This is a genomic window from Corynebacterium sp. Marseille-Q2823, assembly GCF_903645345.1.
In the GTDB taxonomy this organism is placed as follows: Bacteria; Actinomycetota; Actinomycetes; order Mycobacteriales; family Mycobacteriaceae; genus Corynebacterium; species Corynebacterium hiratae.
Genome location: NZ_CAHJXS010000003.1, coordinates 364,838 through 377,764, shown reverse-complemented (window position 1 = coordinate 377,764; position 12,927 = coordinate 364,838). Strand labels below are relative to the sequence as shown.

The window sequence follows — 12,927 nt, the reverse complement described above, 5'->3', positions numbered from 1 at the left end:
AATGAACAGCAACTACTACAAAGACCTTACACAGTTTCTTCTAAACAATAAATGGCTAATACAAGGTGGAATTAACGAACAAGAGTTTACAACCTCAACCCGATCCGAAATAAGAAACCACTTTGCTAAGGCAGGGTGGAAAGAAGATACACCTCAATACCGGCCTTTCCGAACAACATTCACACCGCCAGAAACAGGAATACCGGTAAAAATGGTTGACGGGAAGCTGTTCCGCCACTCCTCCGTGGTTGATCAGATTACAAAGAATAAGGAGGTGACTCGAAGATTTCTAGATTCGCGCAACGTTCCACTTCCAGTGGGTGCGGATTTTAGCAGAGATGAAAAGGAAATTGCACGTCTCTATTTTCAGACTTTTAGTGGACCGATAGTAGTTAAACCGGCCCTTCCGGTTTTAGAGTGCGTTGATTTTGTCTTGTAGTTGTCCGGAGTGGATTAGGCACCGCAAGATGTAGTGGTTGAGGTTTTTAAATCCTAGGGCGATTCCGCGTAGGTGTTCGAGTCTGCCGTTGATTGCCTCAACGGGGCCGTTGGATGTGCCGATATCAAAGTAGGCGAGCACGTCTTTGCGTCGACGCTATAGGGTGCGTCCCAGTTGGGCGAGCTCTTCTAAGCCTTTTGGTAGCCCTTTACGCAGGGTGTGGATGATGCGTTCCATGAGCTTTTTGCCTTCCGATTTCTTCGGATGCGCATACGCTGCGATCATGTCTTGGTAGAGCAGCCACGTTACTTCTAGGGCCACGTAGTCGTCATCGGTGGCCCACAGCATTTCTAAGCGTTGCTTTTGCCGCTCGGTGAGATAGTTCGTCTTGGTCAACAGGGTGCGCCGGTGCTTGTACAGCGGGTCATCTTTGCGTCCGCGGCGCCCAGTGGTCTCACGTTGAAGTCGCTGTCGGCAACTGGTGAGTTTGTCGGCTGCTAGATGCACCACATGGAAAGGGGCCATGACTTTGTCTGCTTGTGGTAGTTGCTCTTCGACTGCGGTGGCATAACCGGCAAACCCATCCATGGTCACCACCTGTATCTGCTCCCGGAAGCTGGGGTCGCGCTCTTTAAGCCACCCGCTTCAGCACGTCGGCGGATCTGCCCGGTCGCATGTCTAACAAACGTGCAGGCCCACGCTCGTCCACCAGCGGGGTAAGGTCAACAAGTATGGTCATCAGGTTTGATGCCTGGCCTGGTTTTCTGGTGTGTTTCCATACATGTTCATCGACTCCAAGGACGCGAACCCCGTCCAGGTGACAAGGGTCGCCGTAGACAAGCTGGCGGCAGGCATCCAGCGCGACCTGATTGACCAGGTCCCAGCCCACACCGAGTGCTTTGGCGGTAGCTGACACACTCATCCGGTCAATAGCAAGGCGCTGCAAGATCCAGCGAGTAACCCGGTCAGTGAGCTTGGCGCCGTCATCCGCGCAAGCCAGAGATTCTTGGAAGATCTTCCTCTTACATGAGACGGCTGTGCATAAGAACCTGGGGACTTTTACGTGCAGCCTAGTGGGGAATCCAACGACAGGAAGATCAACGAGTCGACGAGTGATGTGGTCACGTAACTTTCCTGACTGTCCGCAGTCCGGGCACACGCCGACAACGGCTACTGGCCTAGCCTCAATGATGGTCAGCGCTCCGGCATCAGCGGCACCGGTGATGGCAAGCCCGATTTCCGCGGTACGGCAGATAGTGTCGGCGACGAGGTTTCCAGTAGGCTTCACAGTACGGGTCCCTGGTGGGTTTAGATGGTCGTGTAGCAACTTTCATCTTCACACCAGGGACCCCTACATGTTGTGGTGACCCGCTGAACCCGTCGAGTTCTACCTCACCCCGCTACGCACCCCAAAACCGGAAGAGCCGTTAAACCCACCAATTCTGGGGGTTCCAAAGGGGTCACAGTAGGGGTTAGGACCAAAGAAGACTTTGAGAAAGGTTGGGATTTGGCTACAGCAAATCCCAACACCAAGCGTGTCCTGCTCGAAGAGCAGGTCGGAGGCGTTGAACTTCGTTTGTTCGTAATTGACGACAGGGTCGCGGCTACAGTTGCGCGTGTTCAGCCCTTCGTAATTGGAGACGGAAAGACTCCGCTAGAGGTACTCATCAGCGAAGCAAACGAGTCTCGCAGCAGAAATTTCCGCCACCGCCGCAACCCAATCGTCCCAGCCCCCGAGTTTCTAGGCCAACAATCTATAAGTCTTGATTTGACCCCGAGTAAAGATCAAGTAGTTTTCCTTAGCCCTTTCACGACGCTTAGAGCCGGTGGCGTTAACATCGATGTAACGAGCTATGTCAGCCCAGATATTTTGTCCATCGGTGTGAGAGCCGCAAAAGCAATACCCGGTCTCCGAATTGCCGGCGTCGACGTCTTGGTAAGCGATTTAACAAATGCACAGGGCGCAAAAGTCCTTGAGGTCAACACGGCACCAGCGATCGATATTCATCGGTTTCCAAGTATCGGTACACCAATTGATCTTCCCGAACTAATTGTTGGTTACTTCATAGAAAACCCAAACGGCACCTAGCTCATTTTATTGGGTGATCGGATTAAGCAGAGCCTCGAAATCTCTCATGCCATCCCCACCTCAGTTAAGGATAAATAGGAGAAAGTATGTTCCCCCCACCGCAGACTCCCTAGTCGAGAAGATTGACACTCGTCTTCCTTCTCTCCCGATTCACTATCTAAGGACATCAAGAACGCGTCCGAAAAGTATCGTCGTACTATTTCCCTCTGCGCTAAACCCGAACCGAGGTAATCGTAACCGCAGAATCTTTGTTAGATCCACATGGGCTAAAGAATGGCCCCATGCCGAAGTTATTTGCTTTTCAGACCCAGCTTTAGACTTAGATTCTCGACTCAACGGGGCTTGGTTCATTCATCCCTCAGTCGACATCATTAGGGTCCTCGCCGATATCATTCGAGATATTGCCAGCGAGCACTCTATCGCCGAGGAGAACATGGTTTTTACGGATCCTCACTGGGAGGGTTCGGGGCTTTGATGGCTGCCGCTTGTTTTTCAGAGGTTCACGCTGTCGCCGAGGTCCCACAATTAGATTTCAGGCTATGGCAAAGGCGGGCTGTTTTAGACGTTGAAAAGTATCTGCTCAATGGAGCCGACATTTCAGCTTTTACTAAAAAACATCCAGAGCGGGTCTCCGTACTCCATAGATTCATCAAGGAGAACCGAATACCGCAGTTTACGATCATTACAAACGGCACAGACTTCCGGATACGCGAGCAGCGGCTTTTCATGAAGTGGGTTAGTAGATCAAATCTGCCAAAGGGCGGACTCAATCTCCTTATTGAAACCTGACTTAGGTCATGGGTGGGTGAGTAACGTCACTCTTGACACTGTTACCTGTTGGTTTTCGTCGGTGGGGAGGAATTTTTCCGCACTAAGTGGGTAGTGCCGGGGGTGTTCAGTAGTCTGATTTTTGTGAGTCCTTATATTCGCACTGTCAAGACCGCTTCTGGGGCGATGGCGGTGCAGGTGGTGTTCTCTGAACGCAAAGGTGCGAAAAGGATGAAGCATATCGGTTCAGCGCATTCAGAGTCTGAGCTTGCGCTTTTGCGGGCTGAAGCTCAACGCATCGTCGATGGTGACCAACTCGCATTGGACTTCGGCGAGGTTAGACACATCCCTCCGGCAACAGGTAGCGTTTCCAACCCGCTGCCTGTAGTCGGTCAGCGGGCCGGATACTTGCTGGACTGTATTGATGCGTGTTTCAACGAGTTAGGTCTTGCTGCAGCAAGCGGTGATGATCCGGTGTTTCGCGATCTGGTGCGCGCTCGGTTGATTAATCCTGGCTCAAAGTTTGATTCGATCGAAACCCTTGCTGAAGTTGGGGTGACAAGCGCAAGCTATCGCACCATCCAGAGGCGTCTTTCCTCCTTCGCTACCGAATCGTTCGGGGAGATACTAACTCAAGCGTTGGCCCATCATGCAGGTATTGGGCCAGGCGCATTCATCTTGTACGACGTGACTACCTTGTATTTTGAAACCGATACTGCTGATGAGCTTCGTAAACCCGGGTTTTCCAAAGAGCGCCGTGTAGAGCCGCAAATCCTTGTCGGGCTGCTTACTGATGCCACTGGGTTTCCACTGCATGTGGGCGCGTTTGCTGGCAACTCGGCAGAAACCCACACGATGCTGCCGATGATCACACGGTTCCAAGAGGCTTACCAACTCGATGAAGTTACCGTCGTTGCTGATGCGGGCATGTTTTCAGCGGCGAACAAACAAGCATTGATAGATGCAGGGCTGCACTACATTTTGTCGGTGAAAACCCCCACCGTGCCTGAGGTGATCGAAACCTGGCGGCGGGACAACCCCGGTGAAGACTACACCCACGGCCAGATCTGGACGCAAGCCTCGGCAAGTGATGGGCGCAAGCACGCTACCCCAAATTCGGTGACGCATTACCAGTACTCTCACGACCGGGCTAGGCGCAGCCTGCGCGGAATCAAAGAGCAAGTCGCGAAAGCCAAACGCGCTGTTGACGGCGATATCGCAATCAAGCGCAACCGCTATATTGATCTTTCCGCCCCGAATAAGAAGGTCAACTACGCTCTTGCTGCCAAGCACCGAGCCCTAGCCGGAATTAAAGGCTATGAAACCGACCTGACTACTCTTCCCGCTAGTGAGGTTATAGGGCATTACCGCAGGTTATTCAACATTGAGAAATCATTTCGGATGTCGAAATCAGACCTGAAAGCACGCCCAATCTACGCCAGGAAACAAGACTCGATCACAGCACATCTCCATATTGTGATGGCCGCACTAGCCGTGGCTCACCTGATGGAGACCCGCAGTGGTCAATCCATCAAACGCCTGGTGAGAACACTCAAGAAATACCGCAGCTTTCAACTCGTCGTGGGCGGCGAAACCATTCACGCCGCCGTACCACTCCCGCCCGACCTCACCGCCACCATCCAAGCAATCACCGGCCGCGAACTTCCGCACTAAATTGGCCTAAGTCAGGAGTTAAGGATAAATAGGAGAAAGTATGTTCCCCCCACCGCAGACTCCCTAGTCGAGAAGATTGACACTCGTCTTCCTTCTCTCCCGATTCACTATCTAAGGACATCAAGAACGCGTCCGAAAAGTATCGTCGTACTATTTCCCTCTGCGCTAAACCCGAACCGAGGTAATCGTAACCGCAGAATCTTTGTTAGATCCACATGGGCTAAAGAATGGCCCCATGCCGAAGTTATTTGCTTTTCAGACCCAGCTTTAGACTTAGATTCTCGACTCAACGGGGCTTGGTTCATTCATCCCTCAGTCGACATCATTAGGGTCCTCGCCGATATCATTCGAGATATTGCCAGCGAGCACTCTATCGCCGAGGAGAACATGGTTTTTACGGATCCTCACTGGGAGGGTTCGGGGCTTTGATGGCTGCCGCTTGTTTTTCAGAGGTTCACGCTGTCGCCGAGGTCCCACAATTAGATTTCAGGCTATGGCAAAGGCGGGCTGTTTTAGACGTTGAAAAGTATCTGCTCAATGGAGCCGACATTTCAGCTTTTACTAAAAAACATCCAGAGCGGGTCTCCGTACTCCATAGATTCATCAAGGAGAACCGAATACCGCAGTTTACGATCATTACAAACGGCACAGACTTCCGGATACGCGAGCAGCGGCTTTTCATGAAGTGGGTTAGTAGATCAAATCTGCCAAAGGGCGGACTCAATCTCCTTATTGAAACCTGACTTAGGTCATGGGTGGGTGAGTAACGTCACTCTTGACACTGTTACCTGTTGGTTTTCGTCGGTGGGGAGGAATTTTTCCGCACTAAGTGGGTAGTGCCGGGGGTGTTCAGTAGTCTGATTTTTGTGAGTCCTTATATTCGCACTGTCAAGACCGCTTCTGGGGCGATGGCGGTGCAGGTGGTGTTCTCTGAACGCAAAGGTGCGAAAAGGATGAAGCATATCGGTTCAGCGCATTCAGAGTCTGAGCTTGCGCTTTTGCGGGCTGAAGCTCAACGCATCGTCGATGGTGACCAACTCGCATTGGACTTCGGCGAGGTTAGACACATCCCTCCGGCAACAGGTAGCGTTTCCAACCCGCTGCCTGTAGTCGGTCAGCGGGCCGGATACTTGCTGGACTGTATTGATGCGTGTTTCAACGAGTTAGGTCTTGCTGCAGCAAGCGGTGATGATCCGGTGTTTCGCGATCTGGTGCGCGCTCGGTTGATTAATCCTGGCTCAAAGTTTGATTCGATCGAAACCCTTGCTGAAGTTGGGGTGACAAGCGCAAGCTATCGCACCATCCAGAGGCGTCTTTCCTCCTTCGCTACCGAATCGTTCGGGGAGATACTAACTCAAGCGTTGGCCCATCATGCAGGTATTGGGCCAGGCGCATTCATCTTGTACGACGTGACTACCTTGTATTTTGAAACCGATACTGCTGATGAGCTTCGTAAACCCGGGTTTTCCAAAGAGCGCCGTGTAGATCCGCAAATCCTTGTCGGGCTGCTTACTGATGCCACTGGGTTTCCACTGCATGTGGGCGCGTTTGCTGGCAACTCGGCAGAAACCCACCCGTTGCTGCGGATGATCACACGGTTCCAAGCAGCTTACCAACTCGATGAACGTACCGTCCTTGCTGATGCGGGCATGTTTTCAGCGGCGAACAAACAAGCATTGATAGATGCAGGGCTGCACTACATTTTGTCGGTGAAAACCCCCACCGTGCCTGAGGTGATCGAAACCTGGCGGCGGGACAACCCCGGTGAAGACTACACCCACGGCCAGATCTGGACGCAAGCCTCGGCAAGTGATGGGCGCAAGCACGCTACCCCAAATTCGGTGACGCATTACCAGTACTCTCACGACCGGGCTAGGCGCAGCCTGCGCGGAATCAAAGAGCAAGTCGCGAAAGCCAAACGCGCTGTTGACGGCGATATCGCAATCAAGCGCAACCGCTATATTGATCTTTCCGCCCCGAATAAGAAGGTCAACTACGCTCTTGCTGCCAAGCACCGAGCCCTAGCCGGAATTAAAGGCTATGAAACCGACCTGACTACTCTTCCCGCTAGTGAGGTTATAGGGCATTACCGCAGGTTATTCAACATTGAGAAATCATTTCGGATGTCGAAATCAGACCTGAAAGCACGCCCAATCTACGCCAGGAAACAAGACTCGATCACAGCACATCTCCATATTGTGATGGCCGCACTAGCCGTGGCTCACCTGATGGAGACCCGCAGTGGTCAATCCATCAAACGCCTGGTGAGAACACTCAAGAAATACCGCAGCTTTCAACTCGTCGTGGGCGGCGAAACCATTCACGCCGCCGTACCACTCCCGCCCGACCTCACCGCCACCATCCAAGCAATCACCGGCCGCGAACTTCCGCACTAAATTGGCCTAAGTCAGGACGGCACAGACTTCCGGATACGCGAGCAGCGGCTTTTCATGAAGTGGGTTAGTAGATCAAATCTGCCAAAGGGCGGACTCAATCTCCTTATTGAAACAGACGGAACCACAGGTCACAACGTGCTAGAAAAAGGCGACATTCTTCCATTCATCGTTCCTAAAAATAGATAGCGTCCCCCATGTCAGATGCGAGTTTTTGGTACCGGTGTTCTGGGGACTCGGTACCGTCGTGTTCCGAGTAGTTGGTACCGGGCCGAGGGGCGCGTCGGCTCGGACCGTTTGAAGCGTCAACCCGAGCTCAGGGCTGATGTTGTCCCGGCTGCTCCGAATGAGAAAATGCCGACGTGGATTTAATTCCTAGCGCCCTGAGCTGCTACCAGGCACTCACTAAAGCGGCTACTAAAAAGTCCCGACGCTACTACTAAACAACCAGTCCCAACATTCTGGCTCCTATTTCCTTAACAGCTATTTAAATTCACTAGTTCCCCGGATGTCCCCAGAGTAGTGTCTCCAAGGAGAATTCTTTCCCAGCTCGGAAGGACTGTCAGGATATCCCATCGTTTCGAGAATTCTCGGGCCTCTTGCCCAACGGATTCAAACGCACTTTTATTCCCCAGCAGGAGTATCTGTTCAATACGAGCCTCCGTAGACATATTTTTTGCAAAAGGACCAAAAATATCCTCTACGCCTTCTCGTTCCCAAAAAATGGGCACTCCCCTGGCTGCCATACCTTCTGCCGGAGCCAAGTGGAAGCTTTCCAATTGGCTGGGAGAAAGAACAAACCCTACACCCCGATGCCAAGATGCAATATCCGCACCGAAGCCGTCAAAAACAATATGACTCCTCAGCTTCGAAGACTTCGAGATTCGATTAAAAAACTCCAAATATAGCTGTTTTTCAACCGGTGAGTTCCACACATGTGGATAGTCCCAAGGTAGTCGGCCCTTGACACGAAGTATATATCGGTCGTCCTCTTCCACGAGGCTCTCGAATAGCTCTAGGGCTCGATCGGGCCGCTTCAGAAACGGTACGAATCCCACCATTCCTAAAGTAAATCTAGCCGAGTCTAGTTTCGGTCGGTCAAAATCAGATAGATCAATAGTGTTTGGCAAAACAATCGTATTGACTGAGTCTAGTTTAAACTTCGCGTGTGCCGTTCTTCGGACCCAGTCAGAGACGAAAACAAGGGTGTCAACATTAGTCCAAAGAACCTTAGACATCCACGGCCCATTCAGTTCGAACCGGTGCAGACGTGAAACCAAACGCGTAGATTCAGGCTTATGGGTGGAGTACCAAGCCAGCGATGGGCCAGCCCACTCGCAAAACACCACATCCGCCCACTCTGCGAGCAAACGACTCTGTTCAGGATCATGATCGTGCAGTGTCGTCCATCTGTCCTGCTTTACTTCAAACTTTGACGAGCGCTGCAAATAGTCCATGAGCTCACCCATGAACTTGAGGTCATGAGACGCTACCACTACGCGACAAGGACGCACATTGTTCTCGTTTGTCGGAGCGTTCATTTCGATGGCACGAGAGAAGGCATTGCCCAAACGAGTTTCAGCCGCAGACATCGAATATTCAGCACTGGCGGCGAAAGCTACACGCCGGGCGACCTGTATCTGCCCCAAATTACTTGCAATCGTCTGTGCAATCTCATCAATCGAATCGCCGGCTTTGACATAGAAAGGGTACTCTTCGCCCCATACCGCACAATGGTCGGTCGTCCGGTTGATTAGAGGTGCCGTACCGACAGCACCATACTCGAGTGCCTTCGTAGAAATCTCAAGACTGGAGTCGAGCTCTTCGCTTCGCCAGCCGAAGCCAATGTCAGCCTCGCTAATTCTTGCCATAGAGTCTTCACGCGACAAAGCTCCAACCCATGTTACGCCACTAGCTGAATCAGAATTCGCACGCTCAAGTGCTTCACGCATACACTCAGCCCAGCTAGGTTCCGAAGACGACGCATTAATCTTAGATCCGATAACCTCGAGCGTCGCTGAAATGCCGAGTTTATTCAATGCTTGCGGTAACTCAAGCATCTCCAGAGTCCGCCACTCTTTCGCTAGCTTCCCCGCATACACAAGTCGAAGCGGCGAGCTTTCAGGAGCGGGCGATTCCGTAGGCTCCTTGAACAATTCATTCGGAATCATAGGGGGCATCAACACTGTCTTCCCCGCTGATTCTTGAACAATCCCCTCCCAATACGACCGTGCTGCCTCTGTCTGTGCCAGAATTCGGCGCGAAGCGATGGCGATCTTTCTCAACCGAGTTACATTTCGTTCTGAGAGCTTCTTCGGAGGAAAGGGAATATCAGTCACGTATGCCCATAAAAGCTCAGCTATTCTCGGTTTCAACCCTAGTTGATAGGAAACCTCGAACCCGCGCGCCAAGACAGCGCACGCATTCGAATCAGCGACGACTGAGTCTACAAAATCTGCAGCCGCCTCAGGCGTTAGCCCCTCACCTTTTTCGACACCACGAGGTGCGTGAATTACCACGTTTGAAATGCCTTCGATCGAGCTCAAAAGCATATCATTGACGGCTTCGTATTTCAGGATGAGATGCACCTCATCAAACAAACGCGATAGGACTCTCGTAACAGAGACTAGCCACACCGACGAACCATCGATTGCATTTGCGTTTACATCACCGTAAACGACGATAGATTTCATCCTTCTTCGCCTCGCAATACAGAAGTCAAGACTTTCAAAACTGGGAAATAAACATCATCTTCCCACTCCCAGTTTGGCTCTGTTCCTTCAAACAGAACCGTTGCCATTTGCCTTAGTTCATTCGAGAAATGGTCTTGTTGTGGCGCCTTTACTACTACGACAACCACACCCCGTGCCTTCGCCTTTCGAATGTGTTCCGACAAGCTTAAGAACCGTGTGGTGGACTGCGATGTTAGAGTGCCCGCCCAGGCCCCAGATTCCAATTCTCTTTCATCCACAATGAGATAAGACGTTCCGCTATTGCACGCCCCGAGTTGATGTGGAACTTCAATTCTTTGCACGATGCCTAGGTCGCCTAGAGACTTTACAAGTAAATCCGACCCAATGACTTCGATTCGACGCTGCCGAGTTTCATCGGTGGCACCTTCGAGAGCCCTCAAGACTTTAAACGCATCGCTGTCCATTGTCTGCATGGCTGCAAGCCGACCTGCTTGTTGCGCCGACGGACGATCCAAGATTGCAGATGCGGTAATTGTCTGTGGCGCAAATAGTAGCCCTTGCTTGGCGTCGGCGACGTGGTCTTTCGACACAGAGTCAGGAGCGACTAATTCACTAAGATTCCGTTGCTGGGCTTCTCGTTCATTTCGCTTTTGGCCAGCACGTAATTCCTCATTAGCTCGCTCCAAACTGCTCACTCGTCGCAGAATTTCGCGCGCATACCCTTCTGACTTTTTTTGAGAAGACACCCACATTGAAAGGAAGAAGAACATGACGCCTAAGGCGACAATGAACAAGAGGTTCTTCATGACTGTCGGCTCCACAACTATGGCTGTTGAAGCTAACAACGCTGCTAGCGCGCCAAGAAGTGTTAGTCCCCTGCCTCGTCGAAAAAAGTCAAGCATTTTCGCTCTCCTTAGAGAACCGTCGACGAATCATCGGTCTACCTTCCTTCTTTGTTTTCGCGCACATTGAATCTAGGAACTCTATGTCTTCCGCGCTGACAATCATCATCGCACTGACTTTTCGAGTAAGACGAGTGGCTTTTTGAAGTCTTGTTTAATATCGCTGAGGAAATCGTGCGCAGGTTCCTTATTCTCCCTGCCCATGAGCTTTGCCCACTCTCGGTACTGAGTAGCTACAGTATCCGTTGGACCATCGGCAATGATATGCCCCTTTGAAATCCAAATAGCCCGCCTGCAGTTTCGCTCAATTTCACCAAGCGCGTGCGAAACCAGAAATAGATTTCCTGCTCTCTCCAAAAGCTCCTCCATTCGCGCCGTCGCCTTAGCTCCAAAGGCAGCATCACCTGTCGAAAGCGCTTCATCAATCATTAGGATTTCAGGACGCACCGCAGTAGAAATCGCAAATGACAAGCGAGCAGACATTCCTGATGAATAGGTCTTCATCGGTCTTTTGATCGCGTCACCCAATTCAGTCCACTCCGCAATCTCTCCAATTTGGTCTTTCGCATCATTAGGACTCATCCCCAGCGCGAGGCAACCTAAATAGATGTTGTGTTCTCCCGAAAGGTCGGGTTGAAGTGCAGGTGAGACTCCCATGAGTGTAGGTTGCGAGCGTGTGAGAATTCGACCAGAGGTAGGAGCGAGTCCTCCGGAAATCATACTAAGCAAAGTTGATTTTCCGGAACCGTTGAGTCCGATAATTCCGATCGACTCCCCCGGCAAGGCGATCAGGGAAGCGTCGACTATAGCGTCCACAACGGTTTTCCCACGGCCTGCCCGCGTCATGCTGGCATCTGAAGAACGCCCCTGACTTATCACGTATCTCTTGGACACATTGTCCACTACAACGTTGGCCCGTTCTACATAATTGATGTCAGGTTCCGATTCCTCCACAGCAGGAGCCGTTGACTCTTCACGCATTTGTGCTTCTTTTTTCCGCTTCGCATAAAGATACTCGCCGGGCTCCGCCGGCAACTTAGACGAGTCGAACATACTTGTCCTCCGCTCTCCAGAAGAAAATGAAGCCAATTGCAAATGCACCCACGCTCCATGCCAAGAGTTGTCCCCAAGTTTCTATGCTTGGCGCAGTTCGATAAATTGTACTGTCTCGGATCGCAGTGAGGAATATATAGCATGGATTAGCTGTCATTACCTGGTGAACAACCGAGTGCTCAGCAAACCTATCAACAGAAAACATCACGCCCGACAAGAAAAACAAGCCACGAGTCAGAAGTCCCAAAATGGTCTTAGCCTCTGGGACCTGTGCAGTGAGACGAGCAGTGATCATCATTAATCCGCAGCCAAAAACATGGATTAAGAGGAATAGCGGTATCACAAAAACAATAGTCCACGATGGCCACGTTCCCCACTGAAAAAGAAAAGCCGCTATGAGCGCCACACACGCTGGCAATACGTTATCTATTAGTGAACGCAATGCGGTCGAGAAAGGAATTGATGCCCTTGGAAACTGAAATGCCCGAATCATCGAGCGCGAGGACTGCATGAGACTGATGCCAGAGTTCATGAGCCCCGTCATCATAGACATGAAGATAATCCCGATAAAAAGAAAACCGATAAAGTTCTCGATACCACGAGAGGTCTTGAGGAGAAGTCCGAAGAGAAAACCATAGAGTGCGACATCGAATAGTGGGTTGAGCACCAGCCACAATTGCCAAAGACGATAATCCCGTGTTGTGCGCAGCGCCTTGGCGCGTGCATCTGCAGCGATAAAATGCCGACGGGCTGCCAACTGCGAAATGTACTCTCCAAGGGTCGGGCGAGTAGCCAGCGGATGGAGACCTTCAGGGTTGACTATCTGTACGCGACCTTCATGTCGCGCTACCTGGGCATTGAGTTCTTCGACTCCCCGCTGTGAAGTCTTGGAACCGCGCCATTTGTGGCGTGCCAA

General features: G+C 51.5%; 8 protein-coding genes and 1 pseudogene. 4 read left to right on the top strand and 5 right to left on the bottom strand.

The window, feature by feature from the left end:
• Position 1 precedes the first annotated feature (1 nt).
• The gene (locus HWX44_RS05615) at positions 2–439 is read left to right on the top strand and encodes a hypothetical protein (protein ID WP_128081822.1); all 438 of its coding nucleotides are present in this window, start codon (positions 2–4) and stop codon (positions 437–439) included.
• Here HWX44_RS05615 and HWX44_RS05610 read toward each other — a convergent pair.
• Positions 413–1,727, bottom strand: a pseudogene (locus HWX44_RS05610) (ISL3 family transposase). The gene HWX44_RS05615 and the pseudogene HWX44_RS05610 sit on opposite strands and share 27 nt — an antisense overlap.
• Positions 1,728–1,946: 219 nt before the next feature.
• Between HWX44_RS05610 and HWX44_RS05605 the strand changes: the two are divergent.
• The 3 genes from HWX44_RS05605 (at position 1,947) to HWX44_RS05595 (ending at position 7,366) form a co-directional block, all read left to right on the top strand.
• A complete protein-coding gene (locus tag HWX44_RS05605) occupies positions 1,947–2,528 on the top strand; it encodes a hypothetical protein (RefSeq protein ID WP_175973560.1) in 582 nt (193 codons plus the stop codon).
• A 912-nt stretch (positions 2,529–3,440) separates the two neighbouring features.
• Complete coding sequence (locus tag HWX44_RS05600; protein WP_444843283.1) at positions 3,441–4,970, top strand: IS1634 family transposase; 1,530 nt, start codon at positions 3,441–3,443, stop codon at positions 4,968–4,970.
• Between the two features lie 866 nt (positions 4,971–5,836).
• Positions 5,837–7,366, top strand: coding sequence for an IS1634 family transposase (locus HWX44_RS05595; protein ID WP_444843282.1), 1,530 nt, complete (start codon positions 5,837–5,839; stop codon positions 7,364–7,366).
• A gap of 473 nt (positions 7,367–7,839) precedes the next feature.
• Here HWX44_RS05595 and HWX44_RS05590 read toward each other — a convergent pair whose 3' ends face one another.
• From HWX44_RS05590 to HWX44_RS05575, 4 genes are all read right to left on the bottom strand, one after another.
• Positions 7,840–10,056: a glycosyltransferase gene (locus HWX44_RS05590; RefSeq protein WP_175973558.1), complete on the bottom strand. Its 2,217-nt coding sequence runs from the start codon at positions 10,054–10,056 to the stop codon at positions 7,840–7,842.
• On the bottom strand, positions 10,053–10,958 hold the full coding sequence (locus tag HWX44_RS05585) for a hypothetical protein (RefSeq protein ID WP_046647529.1): 906 nt from the start codon (positions 10,956–10,958) through the stop codon (positions 10,053–10,055). The genes HWX44_RS05590 and HWX44_RS05585 overlap by 4 nt, the downstream gene beginning before the upstream one ends.
• Positions 10,959–11,063: 105 nt before the next feature.
• Positions 11,064–12,011 carry an ABC transporter ATP-binding protein gene (locus tag HWX44_RS05580; protein WP_128081838.1) on the bottom strand — a complete coding sequence of 316 codons (948 nt, stop codon included), beginning with the start codon at positions 12,009–12,011 and terminating at the stop codon, positions 11,064–11,066.
• The gene (locus tag HWX44_RS05575) at positions 11,995–12,927 is read right to left on the bottom strand and encodes an ABC transporter permease (protein ID WP_046647527.1); all 933 of its coding nucleotides are present in this window, start codon (positions 12,925–12,927) and stop codon (positions 11,995–11,997) included. Before HWX44_RS05575 ends, HWX44_RS05580 begins: the two co-directional genes overlap by 17 nt.